The 14,844-nt window shown below is 72.8% G+C and carries 14 protein-coding genes; 10 read left to right on the forward strand and 4 right to left on the reverse strand.

Annotated features, from left to right (window positions below; genetic code table 11):
• The first annotated feature begins 276 nt into the window (after positions 1-276).
• Complete coding sequence (locus ABT300_RS33325) at positions 277-726, forward strand: hypothetical protein (protein ID WP_351683745.1); 450 nt, start codon at positions 277-279, stop codon at positions 724-726.
• Here the strand turns inward: ABT300_RS33325 and ABT300_RS33330 are convergent.
• Positions 692-1,564: a DUF4184 family protein gene (locus tag ABT300_RS33330; protein ID WP_351683748.1), complete on the reverse strand. Its 873-nt coding sequence runs from the start codon at positions 1,562-1,564 to the stop codon at positions 692-694. The genes ABT300_RS33325 and ABT300_RS33330 overlap by 35 nt on opposite strands.
• 307 nt (positions 1,565-1,871) lie before the next feature.
• Here ABT300_RS33330 and ABT300_RS33335 point away from each other — a divergent pair, with 307 nt between their 5' ends.
• The 3 genes from ABT300_RS33335 (at position 1,872) to pgfA (ending at position 4,993) form a co-directional block, all read left to right on the forward strand.
• On the forward strand, positions 1,872-3,626 hold the full coding sequence (locus ABT300_RS33335) for a lytic transglycosylase domain-containing protein (RefSeq protein ID WP_351683751.1): 1,755 nt from the start codon (positions 1,872-1,874) through the stop codon (positions 3,624-3,626).
• A 210-nt stretch (positions 3,627-3,836) separates the two neighbouring features.
• Entirely contained in the window at positions 3,837-3,971 is a 135-nt protein-coding gene (locus ABT300_RS33340; protein WP_351683754.1) for an SPW_0924 family protein, read from the forward strand.
• A gap of 29 nt (positions 3,972-4,000) precedes the next feature.
• Positions 4,001-4,993, forward strand: coding sequence for a cell envelope lipid trafficking protein PgfA (gene pgfA, locus ABT300_RS33345; RefSeq protein ID WP_351683757.1), 993 nt, complete (start codon positions 4,001-4,003; stop codon positions 4,991-4,993).
• Between the two features lie 35 nt (positions 4,994-5,028).
• Here pgfA and hrpB read toward each other — a convergent pair whose 3' ends face one another.
• Together hrpB and ABT300_RS33355 are read right to left on the reverse strand one after the other, a co-directional pair.
• Positions 5,029-7,593 (reverse strand): ATP-dependent helicase HrpB, encoded by a 2,565-nt coding sequence (gene hrpB / locus ABT300_RS33350; RefSeq protein WP_351683770.1) that lies wholly within the window; start codon positions 7,591-7,593, stop codon positions 5,029-5,031.
• Between the two features lie 150 nt (positions 7,594-7,743).
• The gene (locus tag ABT300_RS33355) at positions 7,744-8,568 is read right to left on the reverse strand and encodes a class I SAM-dependent methyltransferase (RefSeq protein WP_351683772.1); all 825 of its coding nucleotides are present in this window, start codon (positions 8,566-8,568) and stop codon (positions 7,744-7,746) included.
• A gap of 375 nt (positions 8,569-8,943) precedes the next feature.
• Here ABT300_RS33355 and rpsA point away from each other — a divergent pair, with 375 nt between their 5' ends.
• From rpsA to ABT300_RS33375, 4 genes are all read left to right on the forward strand, one after another.
• On the forward strand, positions 8,944-10,446 hold the full coding sequence (gene rpsA / locus ABT300_RS33360; protein WP_107444550.1) for a 30S ribosomal protein S1: 1,503 nt from the start codon (positions 8,944-8,946) through the stop codon (positions 10,444-10,446).
• A gap of 201 nt (positions 10,447-10,647) precedes the next feature.
• Positions 10,648-11,586, forward strand: coding sequence for a PAC2 family protein (locus tag ABT300_RS33365; protein WP_107444551.1), 939 nt, complete (start codon positions 10,648-10,650; stop codon positions 11,584-11,586).
• 105 nt (positions 11,587-11,691) lie between these two features.
• Complete coding sequence (gene coaE / locus ABT300_RS33370) at positions 11,692-12,336, forward strand: dephospho-CoA kinase (RefSeq protein ID WP_351683761.1); 645 nt, start codon at positions 11,692-11,694, stop codon at positions 12,334-12,336.
• A 50-nt stretch (positions 12,337-12,386) separates the two neighbouring features.
• Complete coding sequence (locus ABT300_RS33375) at positions 12,387-12,767, forward strand: tetratricopeptide repeat protein (protein WP_319276627.1); 381 nt, start codon at positions 12,387-12,389, stop codon at positions 12,765-12,767.
• An 83-nt stretch (positions 12,768-12,850) separates the two neighbouring features.
• On the opposite strand, the gene ABT300_RS33380 is transcribed toward ABT300_RS33375, so the two are convergent.
• Complete coding sequence (locus tag ABT300_RS33380) at positions 12,851-13,117, reverse strand: DUF6343 family protein (protein ID WP_351683764.1); 267 nt, start codon at positions 13,115-13,117, stop codon at positions 12,851-12,853.
• A 170-nt stretch (positions 13,118-13,287) separates the two neighbouring features.
• Here ABT300_RS33380 and ABT300_RS33385 point away from each other — a divergent pair, with 170 nt between their 5' ends.
• Together ABT300_RS33385 and ABT300_RS33390 are read left to right on the forward strand one after the other, a co-directional pair.
• Positions 13,288-14,025 carry a class I SAM-dependent methyltransferase gene (locus ABT300_RS33385; protein ID WP_351683766.1) on the forward strand — a complete coding sequence of 246 codons (738 nt, stop codon included), beginning with the start codon at positions 13,288-13,290 and terminating at the stop codon, positions 14,023-14,025.
• 248 nt (positions 14,026-14,273) lie between these two features.
• On the forward strand, positions 14,274-14,714 hold the full coding sequence (locus ABT300_RS33390; RefSeq protein WP_351683769.1) for a DoxX family protein: 441 nt from the start codon (positions 14,274-14,276) through the stop codon (positions 14,712-14,714).
• Positions 14,715-14,844 lie beyond the last annotated feature (130 nt).

The following is a 14,844-nucleotide window of genomic DNA, read 5'->3' on the forward strand; positions in this document are numbered from 1 at the left end:
ATCTCTTCCGGCAGCCGGGCGGCGGGCGGGCGGCGTCGGGGCGTCGTTTCCCGCCTCGGGCACGACGCGCCGCCGTGCCGGGCTCCGGCGCCGCACGGGGTCGTTCAGGGTCCGGCGCGGTCAGCGGCGGCTCCGCCTCTTAGGCGAAAGGCCCGGTTCCGTCCCGCCTCGGCGGCCTGCGGGGCGGGTGCTCCGGCGGTCGTTCTCCTGAGGGGGCCTCACCCGGGTGGCCCCCGAGAACAGGACCCGGTCGACTTCCGCCGTCAGGATGCCGCCATGGGTATACGCATGCTCCACCGCCGAAAGGCCCACGCACGCGTTCACGCCACGGCCGCCGCCTCCGGGCGGCTCCGCGCCGGCAGCGCTCCCTGGCGCCGCCCGCGCCCCGCCCGCGCCCCCCGAGCCTGCGCTCCCCGCATCCCGAGCACCGCCGGCGCCGCCCTGCGCACCGCCGCCGCACGGCTGCGCGGCATCGGGCTCACCCGACTCGTCCCCCCGTCGGTGTCGCGGCTCGTCGGCCCGTTCGTCGGCCCGTTCATCCGTCGGCTCGTGCCGCGCGGCGACGCCCGGCGGAGGTGGGCCGAAGCGGTGCGGAGCCGCCTCGCGCTCGCCCTCGGCGTCCTCGGCCGGCTTCGCCGACCGCGCAGGCCGGCACCCGGCAGCCCCCTCTTCGTCGTGCCCCCCGCGCCCCTCAGCGGGCCCCAGGACGGTTTCCTCCCGCGCTGACCGCCGCCGGCTCCGGCTCCCCGGCGCGGCCGCCGGGGGCGGCCGGACGCCACACCCGCACGCCGACGGCGTACACCAGCAGACCCAGGAGCAGCCCCGCCCCCGCGCCGAAGCACACCGTCGGGATGAGCTCCCACGGCTTCGCGTCGCGAGGGCCCCAGTAGTCCCACCACCGTGTCGCTCGCCGCACCGCCCCGACCAGCGCACAGCCGCCGAGCACGGCGGCGGCCCACCACCGGTCAGCCGCCGACAGCGCCATGACCCCCACCGGCTCGGCATCGGGCGCCCGGCGCACCGCGCGTACCCAGAACACGGCGATCGCGACCGCCGCGACCGCGGACCCGCCGTACTGCAGGTACCAGTACAGGGGCGAGCCGGCGATGTCCTGGCCGAGCACGGGGAACAACCGCATGCCCCAGCGGTCGAGGTGCGTGAACGCGTCCCACACGACGTGGGTCAGCGCGCCGAGCACCGCTGAGACGTACCACCACAGGACCAGGGACGGCCGGATACGCGCGCGTGGCGCTCCGCAACGGGTCAGTGCGGCGGTCCGGCCCTGCCGGGCGCGCGGCAGCAGCGCGACCAGGGGCTCGCGTACCAGCAGCCACAGCCCCACGAGCGCCCACGCCAGCGGCACGTCGACCGTGAACACGCCGGGGAAGGAATGCGTGACGTCGCCGAACTCCATGGCCTCGGGCCAGACGCTCGCCGCGTAGTAGGTCAGGTCGGGGGCGAACGAGCCCGCCACGAGAACGGCCGGCGCCAGCCGCCCGCGGCCGGAGCCGTCGGCGCGCACGGCGGGCAGCACCGCCGCCGCGTGACTGAGAGTGAACGGCAACGGGGCTCCCTAGGGCGGACGTCGGCGGGCCGGCCGGCCCGATGATCAACGACGTCCGGTGCGCGGGGCGCGGTTCCCGGCCTCGCCGCGTGAGCGGCAGGTGAAAACGGCGCACGAACGGGTGCCGGTCAAAAAGAAGTTGTCGTAGGGTCGCCTGGGTCGCCGCGCCGGAAGGCGCGCCGAAACAGAAGAACAGAACAGCGCAAACCGCCCACGAGTGCAACCTGCGGGGCGGGTTGGTCGTCACACGAGTGGCAGGTGGTTCGTCACACGCGTGGCAACGGCGACTCCGGGAGGGTCTCACTTCATGTCGGCGCACTTCGGCACAAGGCTGCGCAAGGGAGCGGTCAACACGACCGTGGCCGCGCTGGCGGTGGCGGCTCTGGCCGCATCCCAGGCGCCGGACGTCACGGCCGACACCCACGGCAGAAGGACCGCCGCGGACACCCCCGCCGCCGAGACCGAGGCCGGGACGGCCGCCGGCACGGACGACAGCGCCACCGGCAACTCGCCGTACTACACGGACCTGCCGCCCCTGCACAGCCCCAACCCCGCGCCGACCCAGAGCACCGCCGCCACTCCCGCGGGCGCGGGCGCCGGAGAGGCCGGCATCCCCGCGACCGTCCTCGACGCGTACAAGAAGGCCGAGGCCCAGCTGGCCCAGGCCAAGCCGGGATGCAACCTGCCCTGGCAACTCCTCGCCGCCATCGGCAAGGTCGAGTCGGGCCAGGCGCGCGGCGGCAACGTCACCGCCGACGGCACGACCGTCTCGCCGATCCTCGGACCGGTCCTCAACGGCAGCGGCTTCGCCAACATCAAGGACACCGACAACGGCGCCTACGACGGCGACAGCACCTTCGACCGCGCCGTCGGCCCCATGCAGTTCATCCCGTCCACCTGGGCGTGGGCGGGCCGCGACGGCAACGCCGACGGCAAGAAGGACCCCAACAACATCTACGACGCCGCACTCGCCGCCGGCCACTACCTGTGCCGCTACGGCTGGGACATGGCGACGACGTCCGGGATGCGCACCGCGATCCTCAGCTACAACAACTCCACCGACTACCTCAACACCGTCCTGTCGTGGCTGGAGTACTACCGCAAGGGCTCGCACGAGATCCCCGACGGCACCGGCGCCGTGCCCACCGACCGCAGCGACGACTACAGGCCGTCCTCGCCGTCCGTGCCCACGACGCCCGGCAGGCCGTCGGTCCCGAACAGGCCCGGCACGCCGACGAAGCCGTCCACGCCGGGCAAGCCGACGAAGCCCTCCACGCCCACCAAGCCGACGCCGCCGGCCCCCACGCCGACCGAGACGGTCCACCACCTCGAGGCCGCGGGCCCGGCGAAGATCACCGCCATGGCCGGACACGTCTACACGGACCGCGTCAGCGCCCGGGCGGAGACGGCGGCCGGCAAGTCCGTCGCCAAGGTGAGGATCCGCTTCACCGTCGTCGGCGACACCGACGCCCGGTTCGCCGGCGGCGAGAAGGTCGCCACGATCGTCACCGACAGCAAGGGCGTCGCCCTCGCGCCCGCCCTCCAGGCAGGCGAGAAGAACGGCGCGTTCACCGTCCGCGCCACCGTCCTCGGCCGCACGCTGACCGCCCTCGACTACACGGCCACCGTCACCGCCCGCGCCGCCGACGCGCTCGCCCGCACCGGCGACGCCGCGCTCACCTGCACCGCCGGCGGCCGGTTCGCCGACCCGGTCGAGGTGAAGGCCACGTACAAGGGGGCGGCGGCGGACAAGGTCGCGGCCACCGTCACCCTGGTCAAGTCGGCCGACGACCTCTCCGCGAACGACAAGGGCCCTTACTTCAAGGACGCGGTCGGCAACCCCGTCCGCACCCTGGACCTGCAGACGGACGCCGACGGTCTGCTGCGGCTGCCGCAGCTGTACGCGGACGACACCGCCGGCGTCTACCTGCTGCGCATCACCACGACCGGCGGAGCCGTCCTCACGGTCGAACTGACCGTCACGGCCGCCGAGGCGCCGACCCCGGCCCCCGCACCCGTCGAGTCGGCGACGGAGCCGGAGGCGACGCCCTCCGCCTCGTAAGGCCGGACAGCCGGCCGCACCCGCCCGCACGCGGTCCGCACCGCACTGAGCGCTGCGCATCGCACTCCGCACGACGACGGCGGCCCCTCTCCGCACCGAGGGGCCGCCGTCGTCGTGTCCGACGTGTTCTCATCTCGCGCGCCCGTTGCTACGGTGCCGGACCTGACGAACTGTCAGTTCTGTGAAAGTTCCGCCGTCTCAGGAGGCCCGATGCGCGCACTGATCGCCGCCGCGACCGGCCTGGCCCTCGCGCTCGCCCTGGTCCTCACCCTCACCGCGCTCGGCGCCCCCACCGGTGCGACCTCCCCGAAACCCCTGCTGACGACGGTCCCCGCCCACCCCTGACCGCCCCACCGCCCGCGAAGGAGGCCGGGATGCGCCGCACGACAAGCCTGATCCTGCTCGCCCTCGCCGTGTTCTTCGCGGCGCTCTCCCCGCTGATGCGCTGGTACGCCTTCCCCCGCCTGGCCAAGATCCCCGCGAACGAGTACCAGACGATGGTCCTGGAGGCCAGGAACGCCACCCTCCTCGACTACGCCAGCCTGACCGCCCGCACGGTCCCGAAGGTCACCATCGTGCAGACCCTCAAGGGCGACGTCGAAGCCTCCGAGAAGATCGAGAAGACGGCCGGCCGGGACGTCGTCGTCTGGGACGGCCTGTCCTACGTCCAGGGACCCGACGGCAAGATGGTCTCCGAGGTCCCCGAGCGCTACATCTTCGACGCCCACACCCAGGAACCCGTCCACGCCGCCGGCGAGACGGTCGACGGCGACCCCGTCCGCCGCACGGGCATCGAGTTCAAGTGGCCGTTCCTGACGGAGAAGCGCGACTACGAGTACTTCGACGCCCAGACCCGCACCAGCGCCCCCATCCACTACCAGGGCACCCGGAGCTTCCGCGGCCTGAAGGTCTACTACTTCGAGCAGACCGTCCCCTGGACCCAGGTCCCCATGCCCAAGACCATGCCCGTCAAGGGCATCACCCCGGCCGACATCGCCAAGACCGGCACCACCCGCTGGTACACCACGGTCCGCAGGTTCTGGGTCGAACCGGTCACCGGAGCACCCGTCAACGGCGAGGAGATCCACCAGGAGGAACTGCGCGGCGGCACCCTCCTCGGCGACCGCGCCAAGGTCACCGCGTTCGCCGGACACGTCACGATGCGCGAGGACTACATCGACCACACGGTGTCCGTCGTCAAGGCCAACCGCACCCTCGTCCTGCTGCTGACCTCCTACCTGCCGTGGAGCTTCCTCCTGCTGGCCGCCCTGCTCATGTCGCTCTCCCTGTACCTGGAGGCCCGCGCCCGCCGCCCCCGGCCGCCCGCCCCCACGGCCCCCGCCCCACCGCAGCCGGTCACCGCCTGAGCCGCGCGTCGCTCATCGCCTGAGCCATGCGCCCTTCACCGCCTGAGCCGCGCGTTGGTGTGCCGGGTCGGCTCGGCGCCCGCCGGATCCTCCGGCCAGGGATGCTTCGGATACCGGCCGCGCAACTCCGCCCGCACCCCCTTGTAGCCCTCCCTCCAGAACGACGCGAGGTCGGCGGTGACGGCCACGGGCCGCCCGGCCGGCGACAGCAGATGCACCAGCAACGGCGCCCCCGCGACCCGCGGCGACTCCTGCAGCCCGAACATCTCCTGCAACTTCACCGCCAGAACCGGCCGCTCCGGGTCCGTGTAGTCGATCCGCACCCTGGACCCGCTGGGAACCGCGATCCGTTCAGGCGCCAGCTCCTCGAGCCGACCCGCCTCGCCGGACGCCCACGGCAGCAGCCGTCCGAGCGCCGCCCCGGCGTCGATGCGCCCGAGGTCGCTCCGCCGCCGCGCCCGACCGAGCTCCGGCTCCAGCCATTCGTCCACGCGCGCGTACAGCGACGCGTCGCCGACGTCGGGCCACGGCTCACCGAGCCGCGAGTGCACGAACGCCAGCCGCTGCCGCAGGACGGTCGCCTCGGCCGACCAGCGCAGCAGCCCCAGCCCCTCCTTCTCCAATCCCTCCACCAGCGCCCCGCGCACCAGCGCCGCGTCCGCGTCCCGCAACGGACGCGCCCCGAGCTCCACCGCCCCGAGCCGCTCCACCCGCCGCGCCACCACGTCCCCGTCGGCCCAGCGCACCTCGTCCCGCTCGTCCAGCAGCGCACCGGCCGCGAGCCGCGCCACCTCCTCGTCCACCACCGCCGCCAGCTGCACGCGCGCGTGCCCCCGGCCGACCGGCCGGTCAGCGACGGCGACCGCCAGCCAACGGGCGCCCCGCAGACCCGACCCGTCCCGCACCTCCGCCCGGGTCCCCGAGACCATCAGCCACGACCCGCCGTCGGACCTCGCGACCCGCTCCGGAAACGCCAGGGCCACCACATGGCCCACGGCGAGATCCTCGACGGCGACCGCCCCGCCCTGACCCCCGCGGCTCCCCGAACCCGACGACGCCTCCCGCCCCGCTGACTCCCGCCCCGCCGGCGCCTCCACGTCCGCAGCGACCGCCCGCAGCCGCCGCACCTCCGAACGCCACCTCCCCGCATAGGCGTCGCCCCCGCGCCGGACAGCCCGCAATGCCGCCGCCAGATCGTCGCCGTACTCCCGCGGCGCCTCCTCGCTCAGCAGCGCCACCACCTCCGCCGCCCGCTCCACCCCCACCAGCGCCGCCCCGTCCAGCAACGCCCGCCCCAGCCGCGGATGCACCCCCAGCCGAGCCAGCCGCACCCCCCGGGCCGTCACCCGGCCCGCCGCGTCCACCGCGCCGATCGCCGTCAGCAGCTCCCGCGCCGCCGCCATCGCCCCGGCCGGCGGCGCGTCGAGCAACGCGAGCCCCGAGGCGTCCGGATCGCCCCAGCAGGCCGCCTGCAGCGCGAACGCCGTCAGATCGGCCACCTTGATCTCCGGAGCCGGGAACGCCGGCAGCCGGACGTCCTCCGCCTGCGCCCAGCACCGGTACACCGCCCCCGGAGCCTCACGCCCGGCCCGCCCGGCCCGCTGCCGTCCCGCCGCCTGCGAGGCCCGCACGGTCGTCAGCGCGCTCAGCCCGCGCGCGTGGTCCACCCGCGGCTCCCGTGCCAGACCCGAGTCCACGACCACCCGCACCCCCGGCACCGTCAGCGAGGACTCCGCCACGGACGTGGCGAGCACCACCCGGCGCCGCACACCGGGCGACAGCACCGCGTCCTGCACCTCCGCGGGCGACCGCCCGTGCACCTGCACCACGTCCACCCCGTCCGGCGCCCCCAGCTGCCCCGCGACCCGCGCGATCTCCCCGACCCCCGGCAGGAAGCACAGCACGTCCCCCGACCGCTCCGCCAAAGCCCGCCGCACCACCGACGCCACATGCGCCAGCAGCGCCGGATCCACCCGCATCCCGTGCGGCGGCCGCACGGCACGCACCGGCGGCGCCCACACCACCTCGACGTCGAACGCCGTGCCCTGGGCCCGCACCACCGGAGCCCCGCCCAGCAGCCGCGCCCACCCGGCCGTGTCCGTCGTCGCCGAAGCGGCCACCAGCCGCAGCTCGGGCCGCAGCGCCTCGCGCACGTCCCACAGGAACGCGGCCGACGCGTCCGCGTCGAGATGACGCTCATGGCACTCGTCCAGCACCACCGCGTCGACGCCCTTCAGCTCCTGGTCGCGCTGAAGGCGTTGCAGCAGCACGCCGGTCGTGACGACCTCCACGCGCGTGCGCCGCCCGACGACCTGCTCCCCGCGCACGGTGTGCCCGACGCTGTCCCCGGGCCTCTCGCCCAGCAGCCAGGCCATCCGCCGCGCCGCGGCCCGCGCCGCGATCCGCCGCGGCTCGGCCACCACCACCCGCCGCGCGGGCCCCCCGCCGAGCAGTCCGGCCAGCGCCAGCGGCACCAGCGTCGTCTTGCCGGTGCCCGGCGGCGCGGCGAGCACGGCCGCGCCGTGCCCCTCCAGGGCGTCGTTCAGATCGGGCAGGGCGGCCCGCACGGGCAGCGCGTCCAGGGCGTCGAAACGGGGGATCACCCACCCAGTGTCGTACGCCCACAGTCCCCGCATACGCCCGCCGCCCCTACGCACACGCGCGCGTGGACGCGTCACGACACGCACGCGCGCGTGCGTGGTGAGTACGTGAGGGACGGCGGGACGCCGCGGCGGGTGAGCGGCCGGGCGCTAGTCCCGCTCGCAGACGAAGACCGCCGTGCCGGGGATCAGGTTTCCGCGCAGCGGGGACCAGCCGCCCCACTCCGACGAGTTCCAGGCCGGCCACTCCGGCTCCACCAGGTCCACCAGCCGGAACCCGCCCGCCACGATGTCGCGGACCCGGTCGCCGAGCGTCCGGTGATGCTCCACGTACACGGCGCGGCCCTGATCGTCCTGCTCGACGTAGGGAGTGCGGTCGAAGTAGGACGCGGACACGGACAGGCCCTCGGGACCCGGCTCGTCGGGAAACGCCCAGCGGATCGGATGGGTCACGGAGAACACGAAACGCCCGCCCGGACGCAGCACCCGCCGCACCTCCCGCAGCACCAGCACCGGATCGGCGACGAAGGGCAGCGCCCCGTACGCCGAGCACGCCAGATCGAACGAGGCGTCCGCGAAGGGCAGCGCGCCCGCGTCGGCGCACACCAGCGGGAAGGAGCCGCCGATGCGCAGCGCGTGCTGGAGCTGCCGGTGGGAGAGGTCGAGGGCCACCGGGCGGGCGCCCTGCGCGGCCAGCCAGCGCGCGCACTGCGCCGCGCCGGCGCCGATCTCCAGGACCGACCTGCCTTTCAGGTCCTCGGGCGGGCCGAGCAGCTCGGCCTCCACCTCGTCCAGACCCTCGGGTCCCCATACGAAGCGGTCGTCGCCGAGGAAGGTGCCGTGCTCGATCTGGTATTCGTCCGCGTTGCGGTCCCACCAGCCCCGGTTGGCCCGGGAGCTCTCGGCGACGTCGGCGTCGCGTCGGGTGGCTTCCGGCTCGACGGCCGGCTCGGACGATGCGGGCTCTTGGATGATCGGCTCCCTCGTCGTACTCTTCCGTGCAACCCGCCCGACGGCGCACCGAGGTGTCGCCGGAGGGGCTTCCTGCGGCCTGCGTGACCTCAGGAGAAAGGTTGTGTGCCGGGTATGCGGTGTTCCGCCCCGGGTGTGCGCCTTCGCGCATTGACCCTGCCCGGCTGCCCCCGTATGCTACAAGTTGCGCTGCGAGCCTGCGCACCTCAGACGTAGCAGGCTGCGCTCGCATCTGTTGTATGTCCCCTCGGTTTTCGAGGCGTCGTCACCAGTCACTGGTGGGGCGCGTCCTTGGCTGTCCGGCTTCTTCAGAGCGACACGGGCTCCCGGCGTAGCAGTACCTACGACTTTCTGTCCGTAACCGGAGCCCTTTCCCACATGACGAGCAGCACCGAGACCACCGCCACCACCCCGCAGGTTGCGGTCAACGACATCGGTAACGAGGAAGCCTTCCTCGCCGCGATCGACGAGACGATCAAGTACTTCAACGACGGCGACATCGTCGACGGCGTCATCGTGAAGGTCGACCGGGACGAGGTCCTGCTCGACATCGGTTACAAGACCGAAGGTGTCATCCCGAGCCGCGAACTCTCGATCAAGCACGACGTCGACCCCAACGAGGTCGTCGCCGTCGGTGACGAGATCGAAGCCCTCGTTCTCCAGAAGGAGGACAAGGAAGGCCGCCTGATCCTCTCGAAGAAGCGCGCCCAGTACGAGCGCGCCTGGGGCACGATCGAGAAGATCAAGGAAGAGGACGGCATCGTCACCGGCACCGTCATCGAGGTCGTCAAGGGTGGTCTCATCCTCGACATCGGCCTCCGTGGCTTCCTGCCGGCCTCCCTCGTCGAGATGCGCCGCGTCCGCGACCTCCAGCCCTACGTGGGCAAGGAGCTCGAGGCCAAGATCATCGAGCTGGACAAGAACCGCAACAACGTGGTCCTGTCCCGCCGCGCCTGGCTGGAGCAGACCCAGTCCGAGGTGCGCCAGACGTTCCTCACGACCCTCCAGAAGGGTCAGGTCCGCTCCGGCGTCGTCTCCTCGATCGTCAACTTCGGCGCCTTCGTGGACCTGGGTGGCGTCGACGGTCTGGTCCACGTCTCCGAGCTGTCCTGGAAGCACATCGACCACCCCTCCGAGGTCGTCGAGGTCGGCCAGGAGGTCACGGTCGAGGTCCTCGACGTCGACATGGACCGCGAGCGCGTCTCCCTGTCGCTGAAGGCGACCCAGGAAGACCCGTGGCAGCAGTTCGCCCGCACCCACCAGATCGGCCAGGTCGTGCCCGGCAAGGTCACGAAGCTGGTTCCGTTCGGTGCGTTCGTCCGCGTGGACGAGGGCATCGAGGGTCTGGTCCACATCTCCGAGCTGGCCGAGCGCCACGTGGAGATCCCGGAGCAGGTCGTCCAGGTCAACGACGAGATCTTCGTCAAGGTCATCGACATCGACCTCGAGCGTCGCCGGATCTCGCTGTCGCTGAAGCAGGCCAACGAGTCCTTCGGCTCCGACCCGGCCTCGGTCGAGTTCGACCCGACGCTCTACGGCATGGCCGCGTCGTACGACGACCAGGGCAACTACATCTACCCCGAGGGCTTCGACCCCGAGACCAACGACTGGCTCGAGGGCTTCGAGTCGCAGCGTGAGGTCTGGGAGAACCAGTACGCCGAGGCGCAGACGCGCTTCGAGCAGCACCAGGCTCAGGTCATCAAGTCCCGCGAGGCGGACGAGAAGGCCGCCGCCGAGGGCGGCGACACCGCCGGTGCGGCTCCGGCCGCGTCCAGCGGTGGCGGCTCCTACTCCTCCGAGGGCGCCGACACGTCCGGCGCGCTGGCCTCGGACGAGGCGCTTGCCGCGCTGCGCGAGAAGCTGGCCGGCGGCCAGAGCTGATCCGCAGATCGCAGCAGGTGGCAGCAGATCGCAGCCACTGAGGCGTAGTACATGGCCGAGGGCCCGCACCTTTCGAGGTGCGGGCCCTCGGTGCTGACCGCCGCCCCGCCCCGCACGAATCGTTGGATCATGAGGCGCGGACGGGAATGCCCACGCTCCCAAGGGCGTTGTCCGAAAGGAACACGAGGAGGAGCGGTCCAAGTGCTTGATCCGCAGAGTCTGTACGCATGGGAGCCGAAGGGCCTGGCAGTCGTCGACATGGCGCTGGCCCAGGAGTCGGCCGGACTTGTCATGCTCTACCACTTCGACGGATACATCGACGCGGGCGAGACCGGCGACCAGATCGTCGAGCGGCTTCTCGACTCGCTGCCCCACCAACTCGTCGCCCGCTTCGACCACGACCGGCTCGTCGACTACCGCGCGCGCCGCCCGCTGCTCACCTTCAAGCGCGACCGGTGGAGCGACTACGAGGAACCGGCCATCGAGGTACGACTCCTCCAGGACACCACCGGCGCGCCCTTCCTCCTGCTGTCGGGCCCCGAGCCGGACGTCGAGTGGGAGCGCTTCGCCGCCGCCGTACAGCAGATCGTCGAGCGGCTCGGCGTCCGCCTGTCCGTGAACTTCCACGGCATCCCCATGGGCGTGCCGCACACGCGCCCCGTGGGCCTCACCCCGCACGGCAACCGCACCGACCTCATGCCCGGCCACCGCAGCCCCTTCGACGAGGCCCAGGTCCCCGGCAGCGCCGAGGCGCTCGTCGAGTACCGCCTCATGGAAGCCGGCCACGACATCCTGGGCGTCGCCGCCCACGTGCCGCACTACATCGCCCGCTCCGCCTACCCCGACGCCGCTCTGACGGTCCTCGAGGCGATCACCGCGGCGACCGGCCTGGTCCTGCCCGCCATCGCCCACGCCCTGCGCACCGACGCCCACCGCACGCAGACCGAGATCGACCGCCAGATCCAGGAAGGCGACGAGGAGCTCACCTCGCTCGTCCAGGGCCTCGAGCACCAGTACGACGCCGCCGCCGGCGCGGAGACCCGCGGAAACATGCTCGCCGAGCCGGTCGACATCCCCTCCGCCGACGAGATCGGCCTGGAATTCGAACGCTTCCTGGCGGAACGGGAAGGCGAGGGCTGAGCAGCGGCTGCCTCCCGGGCGCCGCGCACGCACGCCGCCGCCCGGGAAGCGGTCCGCCCCGGCCCGCCGGGCGCACTGTCACCGGCAGGCCCTAAGCTTCCGCTCATGCTGAAGGTGGGCCTGACCGGCGGGATCGGCGCCGGCAAGAGCGAGGTGTCACGGCTGCTCGTCGCACACGGAGCCGTGCTCATCGACGCGGACCGCATCGCACGCGAGGTCGTCGCCCCGGGCACCCCGGGTCTCGCGGCGATCGTCGACGCCTTCGGGAAGGACGTGCTGACACCCGACGGCGCCCTCGACCGCCCCCGGCTGGGCTCCATCGTCTTCGCCGACCCCGAGCGCCTCGCCCTCCTCAACTCGATCGTGCACCCCCTGGTCGGCGCCCGCTCCCACGCCCTCGAGACCGAGGCCCCCGACGACGCCGTCGTCGTCCACGACGTCCCCCTCCTCACCGAGAACGGCCTCGCACCCCTGTACGACGTCGTGATCGTCGTCGACGCGGCCCCCGCCACCCAGCTCGACCGGCTCGTCCGGCTGCGCGGCATGACCGAGGACGACGCCCGCGCCCGCATGGCCGCCCAGGCGACCCGCGAGAACCGCCGGGAGATCGCCGACATCGTGATCGACAACGACGTGCCGCTGACAGCGCTGGAACACCGCGTGCAGGACGTCTGGGACGACCTGGTCCGCCGAGCACACGCCCGGCCTGGTGCCTCCCCGGAATCCCGGCCCGAGGCCTCCTCGGAATAGCGCCGCCGGCTCCGCGCGTTGAACCCTTCCAGCAAGGGAAGGATTTTTCCGTGCCCAATACCGCAGGATCGACCGGACGTACTCCGGAGACGCATGTCATAGACTTCCGTGCCGCGGAACAGCTGCTCGCCGCACGGGACCCGCGGGGCGCGGTGAAATTGCTCGACTCGGTCATCGCCGCACACCCCGAGAACACCGCCGCCCGGCTCCTGCGGGCGCGCGCCTTCTTCGCCGCCGCGCAACTGCGCCCCGCCGAACTGGAGTTCACCGTCGTCCTGGAGCGGGAGCCGGACAACGCCTTCGCACACTTCGCGCTCGGCCGCACCTACGAGCGACAGGGCCGCGCCGACCAGGCAAAACGCCACTTCCGGCTGGCCGCCGCACTCGACCCCAACCCCGAATACCTCAAGGCCGCCCGCTTCGACAGCTGAGACGGCTCGTCACCGCGGACTGCACGTCGACAGCTGAGACGCGTCGTCACCGCGGACGGTCCGCGACAGCCGGGGCAGGCTCGTCACCACGGGCGGTGCTCCGGCGGCCGGTACGGGGGGATGTCCCGGCCGGGCTGGTAGTGCGGGCCCTGCCGCAGGTGCCTGAGGACCACCGCCAGGTCGACGGTGACCACCACCCACAGCACCCCGCAGGCCGCCGCCCACCCCGGGCGCCCCACCGCGGCGAACGCGGCCGTCCCGAAGACCGCCCAGGCCAGTCCCCACAGGGACAGCCACAGACGCATCCGCAACGCACTGCGCGCTGTCGTCGGCTCACTGCCCGTACGCATCCCGATCACGGCTCCTCACCTCAACGTACTCCTCCGCCCGGACGCCATCCACAGGCCGCCGCGCTCCCTCCCGTGAGCTCGAACAGCGGGCCATCCCTCGAACGGGTGAACCGGACAGGACCGGGAACGGCCCCCGGCAACCCGCCCGTTGGACGGGTATGACACGAGAAATGCGCCACGGATACAAGGGAACCGGCCCCGGTGCCATCACTCCGGACGGCTGCGCCGTCGAGTTCTACACCCGGCTCCCGATCGGGGACGAGCCGGACGTCGTCGCGGCGGCGGCGCCTCCCGGCGCCCGCATCCTGGAGCTCGGCAGCGGCGTGGGCCGAGTGACCCACGCCCTCCTGGAGCGAGGATTCACCGTCACCGCCGTCGACGAGTCCGCCGAGATGCTGGAGCGCGTCCGCGGAGCGCGGACGATATGCAGCCCGATCGAGCACCTCGACCTGGGCGAGACGTTCGACGTGGTCATGCTCGCCTCCTTCCTCGTGCACAGCGGTGACGTCGAGGTGCGGCGTGGACTGCTGCGGACCTGCTTACGGCACGTCGTCGAGGGCGGATGTGTGCTGATCCAGCGGGAGGGCGAGGAGTACCACACCGACGTGCCCCGCGAACGGGTCGACCCGAGCGGCTTCACGATACGGGTCGTCTCGGCAGAGCCCGTCGGCGATGGCGTCCACTCCGTGCACGCGGAGTACGAGTTCCCCGACGCCGTCTGGACGCAGACCTTCCTGTCCCGACCCCTGACCCGAGAACAGTTCGAGGAGGCACTGGTCGAAGTCGGTCTCCGGGTGGACCGCTACCTGACGGAGGACAGGATCTGGGTGCGGGTGGTGCCGATGACGGATCAGGGATCGGAGGGAGGCCGGGCGGCTGCGCAGAGCGGCGGAGCAGGAGGGGCGTGAGACGCAGGCCTCGCCGACGGCGGGGGCGGAGCCGAGTGAGCGGGGAGGAGCCGGGCGAGCGGGGAGCGTGTCGGCGGCGGGCGGGGAAAGGGGAGCGGAGAGAGGAGGAAGGCGGGCAGGGAGAGCGAGAAGGGTGAGGATTTTCGGGCGGGAAATCTCCGTGAGAGGCGATGAGTCGGGTGTCGCCGGTCGGTCTACCTCTTCGACCGCGTGACACCACGACGGACCGCTCACCACAGGAGAACCCCATGTCCGAGACCACTGCTCCGCTCGCCGCGACCGACTCCCCCTCCACTCCCGCCGGAGGCCGTCGCGCCCGGATCGCCCTGCGGAGTCTGCAGGTGATCCTCGCGCTGTTCTACGGCGTCGCCAGCGCGCTCCCGAAGCTGATCGCACACCCGTCGGCTGCCGAGGCCTTCGACACGATCGGCTGGGGCAGCGTCGGTATGTACACGATCGGCGTTCTTGAACTCGCCGGTGCGGTGGCCCTGTTGGTCCCGGTCCTCCAGTCCGCGGCGGCGATCGCTCTGGGGGCGCTGATGGTGGGCGCGTTCGTCGTCCAGGTCACGGTCTTCGGCGGCCAGAACGCGGCGACACCGCTCATCCTGCTGGTGCCGCTCGCGCTCATCGCCTGGACCCGACGCGAGTCGAACGCAGGGCTGCTGCGGCTTGCCCGACGCTGGGTGTGAGGGGGAGGGGAGGGGAGGGGGGAGGGGGCGGCCCCCCTGGGTCTGGGCGGCGCGGTCCTACTGTGGAGATATGGACGCCCCCGGCACCCCTCGCGCCCCCGGCACCCCTCGCGCCCCCGGCACCCCTCGC

It is taken from the genome of Streptomyces sp. NPDC001027, from assembly GCF_040299045.1.
GTDB lineage: Bacteria > Actinomycetota > Actinomycetes > Streptomycetales > Streptomycetaceae > Streptomyces.

Excerpts from the sequence above, each read along its gene's own strand:
- ABT300_RS33385 (WP_351683766.1), top strand. The coding sequence starts at position 13,288 with ATGCGCCACGGATACAAGGGAACCGGCCCCGGTGCCATCACTCCGGAC.
- ABT300_RS33340 (WP_351683754.1), top strand. The coding sequence starts at position 3,837 with ATGCGCGCACTGATCGCCGCCGCGACCGGCCTGGCCCTCGCGCTCGCC.
- ABT300_RS33380 (WP_351683764.1), bottom strand. The coding sequence starts at position 13,117 with ATGCGTACGGGCAGTGAGCCGACGACAGCGCGCAGTGCGTTGCGGATG.
- ABT300_RS33390 (WP_351683769.1), top strand. The coding sequence starts at position 14,274 with ATGTCCGAGACCACTGCTCCGCTCGCCGCGACCGACTCCCCCTCCACT.
- coaE (WP_351683761.1), top strand. The coding sequence starts at position 11,692 with ATGCTGAAGGTGGGCCTGACCGGCGGGATCGGCGCCGGCAAGAGCGAG.
- rpsA (WP_107444550.1), top strand. The coding sequence starts at position 8,944 with ATGACGAGCAGCACCGAGACCACCGCCACCACCCCGCAGGTTGCGGTC.
- ABT300_RS33335 (WP_351683751.1), top strand. The coding sequence starts at position 1,872 with ATGTCGGCGCACTTCGGCACAAGGCTGCGCAAGGGAGCGGTCAACACG.
- pgfA (WP_351683757.1), top strand. The coding sequence starts at position 4,001 with ATGCGCCGCACGACAAGCCTGATCCTGCTCGCCCTCGCCGTGTTCTTC.
- ABT300_RS33325 (WP_351683745.1), top strand. The coding sequence starts at position 277 with ATGGGTATACGCATGCTCCACCGCCGAAAGGCCCACGCACGCGTTCAC.